Below are 17,481 nucleotides of genomic sequence, written 5' to 3'. Positions count from 1 at the left end.
ATCGTTACCCCCACATTCAAGAATATAAAACTATACCTATTAATTCACATTCTTTCCTCTTTATATTTGCTATCACTTTTTGCACCTTACGTAGGGAATCGTTTCGCTTTTTGACTGCTAAGACCACTCCATCGCATTTCCCTGCAATCATGTGCGTAGCAGGAAGCTCAAATACTTCAGAAGAATACAAGAAAATATAATCAAAATCTTCTTTCCACTTCGCCATTACATGATCAAATTCATCCGTAGCAACTAAAGGCGTTCCGGTGTGTACTGTTTTTTGGGCAGGAATACAATATAAGTATTTAGATAAATTACTAGAAAAAGATTCATAACTACAAGGGGAATCGTTTATTATATCGTTCACTGTTTTCGTATAATTGCTTTGTAATAGTAGATGTAGTTTAGGATCAGAAAAATTCACGTCGATAAGTAACACCTTTTTTTTCATCTCTGCAAACACTACCCCTAGATTTACTATAAGCGACGCGATAACACCTCTATCCTTCGTTGAAGTAACTGTGAACACTTGTTTCCCCGATTTTTTCAACTCGTGATACACCGTATAAAACTGCTCTTTCATAAAAGCATCATGCGGATTAAATGGCAGCTTTTTCTTTGTTTTAAACATCGACATGTTCACCTCGATATATAGATGATTGCGCATCAACTTCTGTAGATTTCTTTTTTCTATTCGGTTTCATATTTATGTGACCAATAACAGATACTGTTGTTATTTTCTCTAAATCTTGTTCCACGTATATACGCTCATCAAAATAATCTCGAAATACAGCTAAACCTATCCCAACAAAAAAACTAACAATTAAAGAGATAGGAATGATAAGTTGAAATTTCGGAAACAACTTTTCAGCTTTTTCCTGTAACTCAGGGTCAGTTAATATTTTTATCCCCTGTACATTCGTATACTGTTGAAAGCTTTTTTGAGATTGTTCTGCCAATGACTTTACAATTTCTTTGACGATTGTAGGATCCGAATCTTTTACTGTGACAGTAACGATTTGTGAGTTGTCCATATTCACCACTGAAATTTTTTGTGCTAATTCATAAGTTGATTGCTCTAATTTCAAATTTTTTTTAACCGTTGAAATAATGAGTGGACTTTTTAATATATCAACATACGACGTTACAAGTTGCTTATTTTCCTGTGTTTTATTCACTGCATTTTCCTTATTAAACCCATCTAAATTCCCAACGAGAATTTGCGTTGAATATTGATACGAAGGCTTTAATATATACATAGAAATAAGAATTAAAGAAACTGTTACACAACACATCGTCAAAATAATTGTTACTACTCTTCTTTTCAATAGCTGCTGAAAATCCTTCATACTAATTTCTTGCTTCAATTATTTCACCGCCTTTGTTTGAATGACATCCTGCAACTCACTTTCTGCAGATAGTCTTTTCTTTTCTAAATTCGATTGCTTTGTTATATACTTTCCGATCCTGAATGCAAATTTTTCTACAAACAAATAAGAAATTATTGCTAGTATAAACGAAAGAATGAACGATAACATTAAAACAATAGGTAACGGAAATATTTCATGAAGCATATACACTAGGGAAAATAAAGATATGATGTGGTATAAATAAAGACTGTAAGAAATCTTCCCCAAATATAACAAGTATTTATTACGTAGCAAGGATGACAAAGTTGATACTGACAAACTTAATATGACAAATAAACATGCACTTATCGCTACTACGTAGTCTCGAAATATAAAATTATTAAGCAAATTAATTTCTCCAACAAGCCCTTCATACATATAAAGTAAAACCGCAAATAAAAACCATGCAATTTTCTCATTTTTAGTACGATTACTATAAAAAACTATTAAATTATTTTTATATTTCGCAACTAGTGCTCCTAGTAAAAACAGCACTGTGTAATGCAGAGTTAATGCATAACTAGTTAATGTTAAACTTGAGTGAAATAAAAATAAAATCACGACAGAACATATACTAAAACTAAACAATGACAATAATGAATACCTCAACGTTTTTCGTAAACAAACCATCAAAACTAACGGAAAAATTATCGATATTCGCATTTCATGAACAAGTGACCAAATTACGCCGTTATATGCATCTGTATTATATTTCCCAATTAATAAAATATGTTGCGCTATTAAGCTTAAAGAACTTTCAATCGTCCATGAGCGATTAAACCATTCACTTAAATTAGAAATACCATATTTACTCATTGTAGTCTGGCATAAAATAGCTATAATTATTGCTACGATATATGGAATATAGATTCTACATATACGCTTTAAAAGGAATGATCCATAGCTATCGTAGTTTTTTTGAATGGATCTATACAAAACAAATCCACTCAAAACAAAAAAGATAATAACAGATTCGTTACCACTACTAAAAATTAGACGAGCAGGTGTTTCTTTTAATAGATAAATAACAAATGGTTTATTATCTTCATAACTGTAATTTTGAAATACTGAAAAAATCATTAAATGATGGCCAATCATTACTATCAATGAAGAAATTCCTCGTATAGAATCCAGTTCTTCATACCTATCCATCGTTTTACATCAACTCCTACTGAAATGATAATAATCATTTCAAAGCGACACCATTATTCATATTCCTCTCCTTTCTTTTCATTCCAATTTTTCATATTAAAATGATTTTCTAGCGTAATTTTGAATGTATTGTAACATTTTTTGTAATATTATGAATAGTGAATCTCCAAAATTGATATATACCAATTACAACCTCGAAAAATGAATAATATTGACAGAAAAACACTATAAAAACATCTTGCATAGTTACAAAATTAAAGAGAGGAATAGAGTTTTTTCAATATAAAATAAAAAAGATAGCCTTTAAAGGCTATCTTTTTTATTTTATTTAATTATTGGCACCACTATATGCTACATGTCGTTTCTCAATTCTCTCTTCAATTTCTTTCATATTTTCTTTATTATTTAATAGTGATTGTTTATTTTCAATTAATAATTGTTTAAAAGATTTTCTCACTTTTTTTCTCATTTTCATTGTCCTCCTTGGGGGATGGTTTATATAAAAGATAAGGAATTATCTGTGTGCCCTTATAATAATTGATTGTTGTGAATTCCATTTGAACTTCATATGAAAATTTCATTTATTTTCTGACAACTTTGTGAACATACAAAAATGTGATCATCCTAAAACCATTTTGAAATTGCTTCATTTCATTATAAAAGTTGCTATTGTCATCAACTTCTATCAATATATTTTGTCGAAACATTTATATATTTAAAATTGAGTTCGATATAATTTTATTTACTACGATACTGTTCGTAAAAACTAAAAGAGGGGTGTTATATAAGTCAAAGTTTGACTTATATAACACCCCTTTTTTTACTACGATACTGTTCGTAAAAACTAAAAGAGGGGTGTTATATAAGTCAACTTATATAACACCCCTCTTTCAAAACTATTTATAGCATATTGATTAACATTTCAGGTCTTCCCCAATTCATTTCTTCACAAACGAATCTAAGTTTTTCTTCATCCATTGTGTGTAATCCTTCTTCTAGTAAACATGAAATTGGAACTTCACAATGAATTTGTGCCAATTGTAATGAAATATTTAAGTTCTCTAAATCACTTTCAATCTTTGTGCGCTGCGCTTTCGTTAATGATGCTACATTTTCTAGTACAGTTGCTACTGTTCCGTGCTCTTGAATCAATTTATACGCTGTTTTTTCCCCGATACCTTTTACACCTGGGTAATTATCGCTCGTATCTCCCATGAATGCTTTCGCATGCACGATTTGCCACGGCTCTACGCCTTTTTCTTCCATGATTTTCTCTGGTGTGTAATATTCGTAATTTCCAATTCCTTTGCGCAAGAGCATTACTGTAACGTTCTTATCAACAAGCTGAAGTAAATCCGTATCACCTGTTAAAATATACACTTCCGCTTCATTACAGTATTGTTTTGCAAGCGTGCCGATACAATCATCCGCTTCATACCCTTTCATACCGATAACTGGAATAGACAATTTCGCAGTCATTTCTTGAACTAAATCAAATTGCGGAATTAATTCTTCAGGCGGCGCTACACGATTCGCTTTATAATTCGAGAACGATTCTGTTCTAAATGTCGTACTACCCATATCCCAGCATGTTACGATATGTGTCGGTTCAATTGCTTGCATAGCTGTTAATAAATGTTTCATATAACCATGAATCCCATTTGTAGGGGTACCATCTTGTCGTTTCATAAATTGTCCGTAGACACTTGTTGCGTAAAAAGCACGAAATAATAGTGCCATACCATCAACTAATAATACTTTTTTCATAATCCCTCTCCTACCAAAAAAATAATAACCCCACGTCATCACGTAAGGTTATATAAATAGATTACCATTCTACGTTTTTTCAACTTTGTCTATTATACATTGTTTTTGTATATTTAGCATCATTTACACATTAAGACGTTCTACTACAACAAGTATGAAGAATTCCTGTATACGTATTTTTCCCAGTCGAAACAACTACAGCCTTTGCATTTCCGCCAACAATATGAGTCCCTTTGAAACATACGTTTTCAAGTTCAAGTGGATTATAGTCTTTCATTCGTTTTAAAGGAATAAATCGTTTACGCTCAAGGTGATAGCAACTTTCAAATTTCTCAATACTTGCATCTTTTCCTGTTAGCACGGATTCATTTACTAATAAATCATTCGCGTAAATGATACGTACATCTGCTGGTACTGTATCACCTTCTGAAAGAAAAATCATATCCCCAGGAACAAGCTCTTGTACTGGCACATTCATCATTTTTAATTCACCGTTTAAACCTGTTACACTAGAACATTCTACTCGAGACACAGTAATTTTCTCACATTGTAATCCATCACGCACATGTTGTTTTGAAAAACCTGGAATCATTCCACTTAGCTTCATCATTACTTCCGCAATACGCGCTCTTTTTGAAATTAATTCGTTTCGGCCGTATACTTGAATGCGTTTTTGTGCCTCTTTCATAGATAATCCGTCTCTTGTTGTTTTAAAATACGCAAATACAGATTTTACATCTCTCGTTGCGATTTCAATTAATAAATCTTTATTTTTTTGAAGCATTGTTTGTTCTTTCATTGATTTTTTACTTAATTTATATGACGTGTTACCCACAGTTTTGTTTGCATATAACATATTATCGTCTCCTCCTGTACAACATAGGAAGAAACGCTTTGTTTCTCAATTTATCCACTTTACCGTAACAGTGTTTAGCGCTTGAACATGCATATAAACGCTACATTATGATAAATATAGAGGGAGGAACAAGTCGTTTCCTGCCTACATCATATATTTTTGATTTGAAGTATATGGGTAACGGAACCGAGTCAGAATTTGACATGCTCCTCACCTCCTCGTTTAATTTTATAGTTTATACTATGAAGTTACTCATAGATTTGTAACAAAAAGACCCTTACTCCGAAAAGAGTAAAGGTCATGGCATACACAAATAAACGATTCCTAAACAATTAGAAATCTACGGACCTCTCCCTCGCCGAGTTTTAGCACTGTATAGCATAGGTACATTACCAGCTACGTTAAGAAAAACCTTAATTCGATCATTCCTGTTGACCCATTGGCGTCTCTCGACATTTTTGGGCAGTAGCATTTCTCTATACAGGAGCCTCACCTAACAGAGACTTATTTTTATTACATAGAAAATGTTACTCTTATTTAAAATAGATGTCAACAGTAGCCTACAATTTTTTCGAAAAGTATGGCGAACTAACATATATAAAATAAAAACCTTTACGTCTAAACGTAAAGGTTTTAATAAGTTATACAACCAGCAATTACAATCCCAATGGAAAGCGATAAAAACATAAGAAAAAGACCGACTGCTTGATTATCTTCTTCAAGACTTTTGTTTATATTAAAGCGTGGTGTAAGCCACTCAGCTAAATAAAAGACGATAATTTGAGCCAAAATCCCAACGGCTCCCCACGAAACCATATCAAGAAGTGAAATGGAATTAGCTGCTGTCGAATATAAAACAATAGCTAACCCAAGTAATCGTCCTCCAAGTACATAGCTTACCGCCTTATTTCCTTGGGCCATTAACTTAAATTCTTTTACTTTCGTTGTCACTTCCATGAGGAACAGACCAATGCATAAAAGGCCCAGTGTTACTGCTAAATATAATAAAAAATTAATCATATACTTTCCTCCTTTTTTATACCTACCGGTAAATAGTACGATTCATTCCCCGTAATTTTTTCCCCAGCGCGAATACCGATACTACTCGCTTTTCCAGCAATTAAAAACGAACCAAACACATACGACAGTTTCTCCATCCCTTTCTCTGTTTCCAAAGATACGACTGGAAGTTCTGTATACTTTTGAAATATCGGCAGTGACGCTTTATACGTTTGGTGTGCATTTTGAATCATAATATTTTCGTCCTTATCGCGAACGGTAATTGTGTCTCCTTCTCTACCAAATGAAGGTTTTTGAACGAAAGAGCCTTTTCCTAAAAATAAATCTGGTTCTAAATATGTAGGTAACATATATTCTTTAATCCACTGTTGTTCCTCATTTGTATAAAAGGCCTTTTCTTCTGCTAACCCCCAAATAAGACACTGAATTGATTTTGGCTGAAGCAAAAATGCTGACAAAGGATTTATTATAAAAAGCTTTCCGGCTTTTACAAGTTGCAGCAGTTCCACACCTACGAAGTCTCCTGTTTCAGGATCTTGATCCTCGATTAAATCTTCTATCGGATATGTTTGGCGATATAAAATATCAATCTGTACTCCATCCCTATCCACTAAAGCATCTTTTGTAATTCTAAGTTCTGACATTGGCACTACTTTATTTTCAACATGGCATAACTGACTCAAATACATAGTCGTATTCCAATCCTCAATATGTTCATGATGTGCTGTAAAAACAACATTTGGGTTATCTATTCCCTTTGTCGCTTCCATTACGGCCTTTGTAACACCAGAAGATAGTAATCGTTCTTGACCCAAGTTTGGATCATCATAGCCTAGTTTCCCACAAATTTTTCCATTCATTTGAAAGCATTCCATAATAAAAGTTGGTGTATCACTATTAAACTCAAGCATTTTAATTTGGTTATCACTTGTTAAAACGAAATCAAATCGTGAAATAACAGATTCAGGATATAATCCTTTCATTCTAATGAAAGATAAGCTTGCAGGAGGATACCCAAGTTCAAGAAGCTGTTCGTCACTTAAATTCCGCAAAAGTTTAGCAGTCTTAAAAAATATTTTCCCCATTCGTTCAGTTGCTAATTGCAATTGTTTCATAGTCTGATTTGTTATAGAGAAAATATGAAACAAACTATACTCACATTCATATAAATCCGACCAAAAATTCGGATATTTCGAATAAAACTCTTTTCGATCCCTTATGTATTGCGACATATGTTAGCCCCCAAATCCTCCCTTTGAACCGCTTCCAATTCCACCTTTAAATTCCGCAGACGATTGATAAGATTTAAACGCCGATGAATTTTTAAAAGTGGATTTATTTTGATAGTAACTCCCACCATAAAAATAATGCCCACGATAACCTGACCTACTATCATCACACTGCCATACCCCAAGTTCATCATCCCAATCCCAATCTGAACAACTATTATCATTCGGTTTTGGGGGAAGATCTTGTGCGCAGCCAAATAAGGTGCCAGTCATTAAAGACGTTACAACACCACCTACTAGCCATTTCGTTTTTGTCACCTTCGCACTCCCCTTTTTAAATTCTATTCCTATTATATAAGATAGCATGATAAAGTAGAAGAAAAAGGAAGAAGAGGGATAAAATGCGCTTAGAATATCGACTTAATGATGAAACGAAAAGGTATCCTGCTTTATGGAACTACGCAAATATTTCTAATTCTGAAATCATCGCGCGCATGACGTGTGAATATTTTATAAAAGATAACAAGACATATGTTGTTACTGCTACTTCAGTAGATCCAGATGGAACAGCAGTTATATATATTCAAAAAGAAGAGTTTGCAAATGACCCTTCAGATCCTACATACTCTCACATCGGTTTTGAGGTTAGAGAACTAAGTGAAACGAGTTCAAGCATAATAGATCGGAAAGATGTATGGAACTATGAAGAAATTTTGCCATCTCTTCATTCAGACCTTATATATATTCAGCGCGACGGCATGCATATGGAGTTCGCTTTAGATTCAAGAGAGATTGATGAAGATAGAAAGTGCTATATTTATTATGGAAACTTCACAGGTGAATCCAGATAAAATAGATATATTTATGCAACAAAAAAACCTTACGTATAAAACGTAAGGTTTTTATATAGCCCCACATATGCCGTTCTCTCTAGATGTCCATAAACCTGCTCTCACAGGTGGATGCTCTCACAAATGTTTGTAACTTCCTTCTTAAAAAGATGGCATGTTAGCTACATTTAAATATTGAACTTCCATATTAAACTTATTGGTTTAAGACATGCATAAGCTACGTACACCGTAGGAATTTTATATAATGTTAGTTGAAATAAGCCCCCCGCACGTGCCGCTCCTCGTAAATGTCCAAAAACCCGCTACTCGCAGGTGGATGCCCTCACAGTTACCGTACATCTTCCTCCACAAGGAAGGCTTGATGATGGCCGCTAAATATTGAGCTTCCGTATAACTAACATCGGTTTTAGACATAAATAAGTTACGTACACCGCAGGATGTATTATTTACTTGTCGTTATATTATCACATTGTTTCCAATGTGTAAAATACAAAGTTTTTCGAGCAATTTCTTGCTTGTGACCTTATTTTAATACAAATTATTTTTGCATGCAAGTGATTAATCTTCTTCTTTTGCAATTTGATTTTCTGGATAAGAAATCCAATCACTCCAGCTACCTGCATACAATTTAACATTTTGGAATCCAGCTAATTTCAATGCAAGGATATTTGGACAGGCTGTAACACCAGAACCACAATATACAATTGTTTCCTTATCTTTCGAAAGATTTCGGAATCGTTCTTGTTGCCCAGCTTCATTCTTAAATTGCCCTGATTGTACAATTCCATCCTTCCAAAAATAGTTTACTGCTGTCGGAATATGTCCTGCTTTTGAATCAACTAGTTCCTCTACACCAGCATAACGTTTTGGCTCTCTAGAATCAATTAACGTAACATCTGCACCTGCATGAATATTCTCTCTCACCGTTTCCATCGTTACAAGCATATGATCTTGTACATTTGCTTTGAATGTTTTTCGTATAGCAACAGGAATTTCCGTTGTTATCGGTAGTCCATTCTCTTTCCAAGCTGGAAATCCACCATCTAATATATATACTTTCTCATGTCCTACATAGTTTAATAACCACCAGAGACGAGAAGCATTTGCACCCGCTTGACTGTCATATGCAATTACTGTCGTATGTTCATCAATACCAGCTTGTGAAAGCTTGTCTGCAAACTCCTCAATATTCGGCAATGGATGGCGACCACCATGTTCTGTTACAGGACTTGATAAATCTAAATTCAAATCAAAATATAATGCATGAAGAATATGTTCTTCCTCATACTTTTCTCTACCCCAATTAGGATTCGCTAAATCAAAACGACAATCGATTATACGGACATTCTCATCTTCTATATGCTCACGTAACCATTCGACTGTAACTATCATCTTTAACGACCTTCTTTCTCTTGCAAACGACTTACATACTCCATAACCATTTCTTCTGTAACATATTTACGCTCTAGTGTAACACCATTTTTTGCAAGATCATTAATTTGCTTTGTTACAACATTAATGACATCAACCGAGAATTCTTTCCCATTTGACGCAAGAGATACGGCTGCTTCAATAGCTGCTTCACGCTGCGCATCTAATTGTAAACATGCTTTTACACTTTCATTTTGTTTACGAGAATGTGCTGTAATTGCTTTATGTACTTCCATCTTCTCTTCCCCCTAAATAAGTTATACGTTCTCATTCAATTCCATTGCAAGCCGAATCATATCACGGCATACAATCCCATTTTCAATAATCTCTTCTTCATAATGCTTCGAAAAGTAATCAAAATCAATAGAAAAAATACGAAATCCACATTTTTGATATAAAGCAAGTTGTGAAACACTAGAATTGCCTGTACCAACTTCAAGTTTTGACATACCATATCCTTTAGCGGTTTCTATGGCATGACTTAATAGCTTCTTTCCAATCCCTTTTCCTTGCAAATGCTCTACAACCGCAATATTCATAATTTCCATCGTCTTCGGCCTTGTTTCCAAAAGAACATATACACCGATAACTCTCCCCTCTTGCTTAGCTACATATGTTTTCCCTCTTTGTACATATGTATCAATTTGCCCCTCACTTGGATCAGCAAGCAATAATAAAGGTTTCGGTATATCTTTTTTCGAAATATACTCTATTACTACACACATAAAAAACTCCCCTTTCTCTATTGTTCTAAACCCTCCTTGTCTACCATAAATAATAGAAAGGAGGGATTCACCATGGACAACAATGAGAAAAAGTGCAACGTCATCTCTATTGATGGAAAGAAGAAGAAAAGCGACACGTATTCCTACCCAAAATTAGTAGTAGAAAACAAAACATATGAATTTTCTTCATTCGTCTTATGCGGTGAAACACCAGACGGCAGACGCCTCGTTCTTACTCATATGATTTCTACCGATGAATTTGCTGGGTTTGTCAAATCTTTAGATACAGTATTGCAAAAGAAAATTGAACGAATCTTTTTCTCATAACGACTATATCACATAAATTTCTTTTTCAATCTCTACTAACTGCTTTTGCAATTGTTCTTTACTTTGTTCATATAGTGATACATCAATTGTTTCAGCCAATGCAAATAATACACTTTCATAATAATTCATCACATCTTGCTGCATCACTTTTTGGAATAAGTTCCATTTCAAATCCCACTCTTGCTTATAATGATGAACAAATAAATCTTTTTCATCAGCTACATAGTTTGATACGAAAGGCTCTAATACAACTTTAGCCTCTTCTTGCATGAAAGCTTTATCATTTTTTTCAAAAAAGCTTTTTTCATTTTTAAAATGCGCCAGTGCTTTTTTGAAATCTTTTATTTCAACTGAAGGGAACGGTTCTTTATGTGCAATATCTTTATATTCATAATCCACTGTTCCACTCATAGAAATTGATTCATTTTCTACTTTACAGTTCACCACAATTTCATTCTTTGCACGATTCATCGCTTCATCTATCCATTTCTCAAGGCGTAATGATGTCGCACGCATTTCTTGTAGTAAATCATGCTGAATAAATGCTACTAATTCCATAACGCACTGTTGCAACTGCACTTTCACATTCCCATCCGTTCGCAGCGATGCTGGATTAATAAATTCAGTAAACACATCGTTATAGCGTAGGAATAGACGCTGTTGCACGTAATAAAGCAATTCTTTCACTTCATTTTGCATCGCCTGCTCTTCAGCAAGCACACTATATGATGAAATAATATGAAGTAGCTGATCACGCTCTGCTTCATATTTTTTCGTTTGCTTCTCTTTCTCTTCATTCCCCTGCTTTGCACCGTTTATCATATTTACTAAAAGCTGATCTGCTCCTTGCAATGTACCATATAAAGCATGAACAGATACGAGCATTAAATCTCTCATCATAAAGGATGTAAATGATTCCTCGAACTTAGCAATCCCAGAGTTTTGTAAAATACCGTACTTCTCTTTTTCAATATTCTTTCCTTGCTTCTCTTCAAGTGCACATAAACTTGAAATTGCAAATAAACGCGGATTTCTAATACCGTATTGCAGTAGCTGGTCTGCGATATAACCTTTTACCATTTCAAGTTCTTCTTCAGACTCTGCTAAATCGGCCGCATTAATTAAGAAGAACATTTTATCAAGTGCAAAAGTATCCTTTACACGACCAAGCTGGATTAAGAATTCACGGTCAGCACGAGAGAACACATGATTATAATACGTTACAAATAAAATAGCATCTGCGTTTTTAATATACTGGAACGCAACGTCCGTATGGCGGGCGTTAATAGAATCCGCTCCAGGTGTGTCTACAAGCGCTACTCCTTGCCTTGTTAAAGCACAATCATAATAAAGCTCCATGTACTCAACAAAACATGATTTTTCTTCATTCGCTACATAATCAGAAAACTCTTCTAATGTAACTTGTACTTGCTCCCCTAAATGAGCAGAAACCGTATCATACCCTTTTTGTACCGCTCTTAAAAAGCTAAATGTTGTTTTTTGCTTCCCAGTTGGTGAAGGATATTTCATAACTTTATCAATTTGTGCTAACGCTTCATCTAACGTAGTAATCTCATAATGAAACAACTTATAAACAGCTTTCATATCTTCTAATAGAGATTGCTTTGATTTGAATTGAACCATTACTGTTCCGTGTGGTTTTTCCTCTGTAACCGGCAAAATTTGATTAATCGTTGCCGTCGTCGGATTTGGTGATACAGGAAGTACATTCCCACCAAGCAATGCATTGGCAAATGATGATTTCCCAGCACTAAAAGCTCCGAATAACGCTACTGTAAATTGTTTCGTTTCCACACGACGCCTTTTTTCTATTACCTCTTGCTGTACATGTTTCAGCGCTGGCAATGGCTCTAATATCGTTTCAGCTTTCTTCACTTTCTCTAATATACGCTGAATATTTAAAGCTGCTGTTCCTTTTATCTCTTCCTCACAAGCCATTACGTTATCGTTTACGCTTTCCTGCTCTTGTAGTGTGAATTTCTCACTAACAATTTGTATTTTACTTTGCAATATCTCCTCTATTTGCAATCCTTCTGGTGTAGCGACACGCTCGTGCCAAACATTTTGCAAATAACTTTCATATGTCTCTAAATTGTTACTGTATTGCAATTGCGTTTCTTTTGCCGTTTGCAACATCGTATATTTTTCAATCTCTTCTTCAATGCGTGCAACTGCTTCCTTCACCTTTTGCTTTAAAACGACTGCACTTTTATCAAAAATTTGCTGCGCTTTTGTAAAATAACGTTTCTTCAGTTCATTCGCTACATCCGCTGTATAAAGAAGTAAGTAATCACCTGTGAAACCTGCACCTTGTTTAATGACTTCAGCTAACATTTCTGGTCCAAAAGCAATTTCTAAAGCATATATGTCTTTCCCAATTTGCTCTGTGAACAATCCTTCTTCTTTTAAGAAGGCAACAATAAATTCTTTCACATGAAAATCGAGTTGCGTTTCAACAGTCTTTTGCAAAGCAGAATAAAAAGCATCTAAACGTCTCTGTTTTTCTTGCTCCGTCTTTCCTTTCGCAAACAGCAAACCGACCTTAAATTTAGTTAATTTCGTTTCTAAATACGCATTTGCCAATTCTCTCATTTCAAATGGCATTAAATACGCGTTATCTAATATAGCTTGTAAGCCTTTTATAAATTCGTTTCTCACATGAGATTCTTTACTAGCCTCGCGTTGTTTAGTTTCCGTTAGCTCTTCTTTCTTTTCAACTATCTCTGAAATAGAAAGCGGCGATGCTAGCTCTTCCTCATATTTCAAAAGAGCTTTTTCATTTTCTGAAAGAATAAATGAAAAATGTTCCCCCATTAAATATTCTGTTTCTCGCTCCATTCCATCTCTTACATACTGCACTTTTTCTTTCATAATAGAAGTAATTAATGTTTCTAAGCTCCCAATTTCATTATGTGTATGGTTCATCATTCGTAATGAAGTATAATACACTCCATCTACTTCAATATCCCAGTTAGAGAACGATTGTTTTACACTATCTTTATAATCCTCAAACGATAATTCATTTTCTTTATGTTTATCTATTTGATTTACAACGAGATAAACCGTTTTATTACGTTGTTTCAATTCTTTAACAAATTGTAAATTCACTTCCGATTGGACGTGATTATAATCCATCATATAAAAAATTACGTCTGCTAGATGCAGCGTTGATTCTGTCGCTAATTGATGGGCATCATCTGTTGAATCAATACCTGGTGTATCAACTAACATAACACCCTCAGGAATTGGCGCATCATACCGATAAATATGAACACCAATTACCTCATCACCGTCTTTACAAATTTGTTTTAATTCTTCAGCTGAATATGCACCATCATATTCGTACTGTTCTCCAGATTTAACTGTTACAACAACACGATCCATTCCTTTTTCAATTTTGACAACGTTAGCGCTTGTCGGAATTGGACTTGTTGGTAACAACTGCGCTTTATATAGATGATTCATCATCGTTGATTTCCCTGCAGAGAAGTGACCGCAGAACGCTATCATAAGCTGCTCTTGTTTATATTTTTGAATCACCTCAAACAACTTTACACTATTCTCTGCATCGCCGTGTTTTTGCCACTCTTCATAAAAACAAACAAGTTTTTTCATACCGTTTGTCTGTACTATGTTTGTCATCCCCTTGTTCCCCTTTATCCAAGATGTATATACTTTTTCCCGCTATTTGCGAGCTCATAATCATCAGGAAATACATCCCCTCATCGATTACAGTTTCACTTTACTATCATACTAAATTTTCAGCATATTCTCATTAAAAATAAAAAATCCCTTTCATTCTTTTTACAAATGAAAGGGATTTTATGTCATATCACTCATTTTGCTGTTCCTACTCCATTTAAAACATACTTTGCAATAACTGCATATACAGCGACTGTACCTGCTACTAATGCATATACCATACTCATGCACCAACCTTTTTTGATAATGATTATCACTTTTGAATACATTTTATCATTAAAGAGAATCATTATCAATACTTTTCATAAAGAAAGCCCCTTATAGAAAGGAGCTTTACTGCCTGTTTTGAAGAAGGTTAAAACTTGTTGTGCACTCTTATTATATCTCATAATACATATCTTAACAGTTTTAAAAATTGGAAATTACCTATATACCCTCCTCTTTACATTTTGTATAATAAAAGGGAATTACTTAACAAGGAGGAAAATAATGACACAAAATATTTCACAAGGCGAGAGGATACATTCCATCGATATTATTAGAGGAATAGCTGTACTAGGTATTTTTCTTGTTAACTGGCCAATTATCGCCGGGGTTGACTCACGTGATATTACAGGAATTTACGAAGGGATAGACAGCTATATTCGCCTATTTTACGATATGTTTATTCAAACGAAATTTTATACAATTTTTTCGTTTTTATTCGGATTAGGTTTTTATATTTTTATGAATCGTGCTGAGGCGAAAACCGATCGTCCAAAAACTTTGTTTGTTCGCCGCTTACTTATTTTATTATTATTTGGTTTCTTACACTACGTTCTTTTATGGGACGGGGACATTTTACATACTTATGCAATTACCGGATTTTTCTTATTTTTATTTTACAAGAGAAAGCCACGTACTATTTTAATATGGTCAATTGTACTATTAAGTTTCATGCAATTGTTCACATTAGTAGGTTCTCTTCTCATGTTATTAGTGCCGGTAGATGAACTAGGCCTTTCCATAGCCATTATGCCGTTAGAAAACTGGGGCTTACAAATTACAGACAGATTCCATTCTTTCTATTCTGAAGCAATAAGTAACAGTCTTATTATGCTTCCTGAAACACTAGGATTGTTTTTACTAGGATTATATGCCGGTAAAAAAGACATTTTCCGCCGTGCTAAAGAATTAGATCTAAAACTTAAAAAATGGCAAATCATTATGTTCATTTTAACATTACCGATGTGGTTTATTATGGTTTACTTCTTTATGAACAATCAACCATACACACCATTTTCACTTATGGGTATTACGATGATAAGCGGAAAGACATTGTTCATCTTCTACATTGTCACGTTAATGCGTTTATTACAAAAAGAAAGATGGCAAACATTATTACGTCCGTTCCAGTATGTTGGTCGAATGGCGTTAACAAACTACATTTCACATACAATTGTTACATTACTTGTATTCGGACTATTGTTCAAAAATGATTATCTTGCTCCATTATGGGTAGGTCCTCTATTTTGCATTAGTTTCTATACGTTACAAATCATTATTAGCCGCTGGTGGCTGTCACGTTATCAATACGGGCCACTTGAGTACATTTGGCGTCTTGGTACGTATGGGAAAATGATGCCACTTAAAAAGAAAAGCAAGGTCTCATAATGAGACCTTGCTTTTTTACGCTTCTCTTACTGCACTTTGCATAGACACTGGCTCTTCTTTTACTTTCACTTTACGCTGCGGCACCATATTAAATACGATATTTAATAGTACTGCTGACGCACTTCCAAGTACAATTCCGTTATCTGTTAAAATACGAATGTTTTCAGGAAGTTGTGAGAATAATGTCGGAACAACTGTAACCCCAAGCCCAATTCCAACAGAACATGCAACGATTAATAAGTTTTCTTGTTTACCAAAATCAACGCTACTTAACATTTTAATACCATATGCCATTACCATACCGAACATTGCTAACATTGCACCGCCAAGTACTGATTTCGGGATAATAGTTGTAATAGCTGCGATTTTTGGAATGAACCCAAGAACGATTAACATACCACCACAAGTATAAATAATAACGCGATTTCTTACTCCAGTTAATTGAACAAGTCCTACGTTTTGAGAGTATGTTGTATATGGGAACGCGTTAAAAATACCACCTAACACCATCGCTAATCCTTCTGCTCGATAGCCTTTTGTTAATTCTTTTTCACCGATCTTTTTATTGCAAATATCAGATAATGCGAAATATACACCTGTTGCTTCTACAATCCCTACGCAAGCAACTAAAATCATCGTAATAATTGGCGTTAATTCAAATGTTGGTGTACCGAAGTAAAATGGCTGAATACCGTGGAACCAATCCGCTTCTCCAACCGCTTGCAAACTTACTTTCCCCATAAACGCTGCAACAATTGTACCGAACAATAGACCTAGTAAAATAGAGATTGAACGAATAAACCCGTCAAAGAAACGATACATAATGATGATAAATAATAATACACCAAATGCTAACGCTAAATTCTCAAGACTACCGAAATCCTTACTTCCTACTCCCCCAGCCATATCATTAATCGCTGCTGGAACAAGTGTAACTCCAATTACGGTAACGACAGATCCTGTTACAACAGGTGGAAACAGTTTTACAAGCTTTCCAAATAATTTCGCAAAAATAACAACGAATAACCCGGCAGCAATAATCGCTCCATAAATAGAAGACACACCGTATTGTTTCCCGATTGCAATCATCGGCCCAACCGCTGTAAATGTGCAACCAAGTACAACGGGAAGTCCAATACCGAAAAAGCGATTTGATAATGCTTGTAAAATCGTCGCAACGCCGCACATTAATAAATCAATCGAGACTAAATATGTTAACTCTTTTTGATTTAAACCAAGTCCGCCGCCCACAATAAGCGGAACGATAATTGCGCCAGCATACATCGCAAGCATATGCTGCATACCAAGCGATGCGATTTTAAATGGATGTTGCTTCAT

Annotated in this window: 17 protein-coding genes, 2 other RNA genes and 1 riboswitch; of the genes, 3 read left to right on the top strand and 16 right to left on the bottom strand. The window is 34.5% G+C overall.

The genetic code is table 11. The features are described from left to right. Positions 1-16 precede the first annotated feature (16 nt). The 9 genes from DN389_RS03980 to DN389_RS03940 all read right to left on the bottom strand — a co-directional run bounded on the left by DN389_RS03980 (position 17) and on the right by DN389_RS03940 (position 7,751). Positions 17-637, bottom strand: a complete 621-nt coding sequence (locus tag DN389_RS03980; protein WP_141555024.1) for a CpsD/CapB family tyrosine-protein kinase — start codon at positions 635-637, stop codon at positions 17-19. Continuing rightward, positions 624-1,367: a YveK family protein gene (locus DN389_RS03975; RefSeq protein WP_098146514.1), complete on the bottom strand. Its 744-nt coding sequence runs from the start codon at positions 1,365-1,367 to the stop codon at positions 624-626. Before DN389_RS03975 ends, DN389_RS03980 begins: the two co-directional genes overlap by 14 nt. Next, the gene (locus tag DN389_RS03970) at positions 1,368-2,561 is read right to left on the bottom strand and encodes an acyltransferase family protein (RefSeq protein WP_098802011.1); all 1,194 of its coding nucleotides are present in this window, start codon (positions 2,559-2,561) and stop codon (positions 1,368-1,370) included. A gap of 328 nt (positions 2,562-2,889) precedes the next feature. Beyond that, a complete protein-coding gene (locus tag DN389_RS03965; RefSeq protein ID WP_046955196.1) occupies positions 2,890-3,030 on the bottom strand; it encodes an FbpB family small basic protein in 141 nt (46 codons plus the stop codon). A 431-nt stretch (positions 3,031-3,461) separates the two neighbouring features. Continuing rightward, entirely contained in the window at positions 3,462-4,328 is an 867-nt protein-coding gene (locus DN389_RS03960) for a 5'-3' exonuclease (protein ID WP_149236833.1), read from the bottom strand. Between the two features lie 130 nt (positions 4,329-4,458). Further along, complete coding sequence (locus DN389_RS03955; RefSeq protein WP_000964966.1) at positions 4,459-5,184, bottom strand: P-type ATPase actuator domain-containing protein; 726 nt, start codon at positions 5,182-5,184, stop codon at positions 4,459-4,461. A gap of 342 nt (positions 5,185-5,526) precedes the next feature. After that, positions 5,527-5,692: riboswitch (M-box (ykoK) riboswitch) on the bottom strand. 125 nt (positions 5,693-5,817) lie between these two features. Further along, entirely contained in the window at positions 5,818-6,204 is a 387-nt protein-coding gene (locus DN389_RS03950) for a DUF350 domain-containing protein (protein ID WP_000606860.1), read from the bottom strand. Further along, on the bottom strand, positions 6,201-7,436 hold the full coding sequence (locus tag DN389_RS03945; protein WP_064056755.1) for a glutathionylspermidine synthase family protein: 1,236 nt from the start codon (positions 7,434-7,436) through the stop codon (positions 6,201-6,203). Before DN389_RS03945 ends, DN389_RS03950 begins: the two co-directional genes overlap by 4 nt. A 3-nt stretch (positions 7,437-7,439) precedes the next feature. Next, positions 7,440-7,751: a hypothetical protein gene (locus tag DN389_RS03940; RefSeq protein ID WP_000169026.1), complete on the bottom strand. Its 312-nt coding sequence runs from the start codon at positions 7,749-7,751 to the stop codon at positions 7,440-7,442. A gap of 83 nt (positions 7,752-7,834) precedes the next feature. On the opposite strand from DN389_RS03940, the gene DN389_RS03935 reads away from it, so the two are divergent. After that, positions 7,835-8,284 (top strand): hypothetical protein, encoded by a 450-nt coding sequence (locus tag DN389_RS03935; protein ID WP_001235541.1) that lies wholly within the window; start codon positions 7,835-7,837, stop codon positions 8,282-8,284. Between the two features lie 54 nt (positions 8,285-8,338). Here DN389_RS03935 and ssrS (DN389_RS03930) read toward each other — a convergent pair. The 5 genes from ssrS (DN389_RS03930) to DN389_RS03910 all read right to left on the bottom strand — a co-directional run bounded on the left by ssrS (DN389_RS03930) (position 8,339) and on the right by DN389_RS03910 (position 10,440). Further along, positions 8,339-8,522, bottom strand: a non-coding RNA gene (gene ssrS / locus DN389_RS03930) — 6S RNA. Positions 8,523-8,542: 20 nt separating this feature from the next. Further along, positions 8,543-8,726: non-coding RNA, 6S RNA (ssrS, locus tag DN389_RS03925), on the bottom strand. 116 nt (positions 8,727-8,842) lie between these two features. Beyond that, entirely contained in the window at positions 8,843-9,676 is an 834-nt protein-coding gene (locus DN389_RS03920; RefSeq protein ID WP_098191009.1) for a sulfurtransferase, read from the bottom strand. 2 nt (positions 9,677-9,678) lie between these two features. Continuing rightward, positions 9,679-9,951, bottom strand: a complete 273-nt coding sequence (locus DN389_RS03915) for a YpbS family protein (RefSeq protein WP_000451816.1) — start codon at positions 9,949-9,951, stop codon at positions 9,679-9,681. A 21-nt stretch (positions 9,952-9,972) separates the two neighbouring features. After that, a complete protein-coding gene (locus DN389_RS03910; RefSeq protein ID WP_098191008.1) occupies positions 9,973-10,440 on the bottom strand; it encodes a GNAT family N-acetyltransferase in 468 nt (155 codons plus the stop codon). A 72-nt stretch (positions 10,441-10,512) separates the two neighbouring features. On the opposite strand from DN389_RS03910, the gene DN389_RS03905 reads away from it, so the two are divergent. Further along, positions 10,513-10,767: a DUF3931 domain-containing protein gene (locus tag DN389_RS03905; protein WP_000369740.1), complete on the top strand. Its 255-nt coding sequence runs from the start codon at positions 10,513-10,515 to the stop codon at positions 10,765-10,767. Between the two features lie 3 nt (positions 10,768-10,770). Here the strand turns inward: DN389_RS03905 and DN389_RS03900 are convergent, their stop codons facing one another. Continuing rightward, positions 10,771-14,430 carry a dynamin family protein gene (locus tag DN389_RS03900; protein WP_149236832.1) on the bottom strand — a complete coding sequence of 1,220 codons (3,660 nt, stop codon included), beginning with the start codon at positions 14,428-14,430 and terminating at the stop codon, positions 10,771-10,773. A 549-nt stretch (positions 14,431-14,979) separates the two neighbouring features. Here DN389_RS03900 and DN389_RS03895 point away from each other — a divergent pair. Next, a complete protein-coding gene (locus tag DN389_RS03895) occupies positions 14,980-16,143 on the top strand; it encodes a DUF418 domain-containing protein (protein ID WP_098802009.1) in 1,164 nt (387 codons plus the stop codon). Between the two features lie 15 nt (positions 16,144-16,158). Here the strand turns inward: DN389_RS03895 and pbuX are convergent, their stop codons facing one another. After that, positions 16,159-17,481 (bottom strand): xanthine permease PbuX, encoded by a 1,323-nt coding sequence (gene pbuX / locus DN389_RS03890; RefSeq protein WP_000809222.1) that lies wholly within the window; start codon positions 17,479-17,481, stop codon positions 16,159-16,161.

It is taken from the genome of Bacillus sp. AY3-1 (genome assembly GCF_008368785.1).
Lineage (GTDB): Bacteria > Bacillota > Bacilli > Bacillales > Bacillaceae_G > Bacillus_A > Bacillus_A wiedmannii.
Note: the sequence above shows the minus strand (reverse complement) of the source record. Positions and strands in the feature narration are given on the sequence as shown.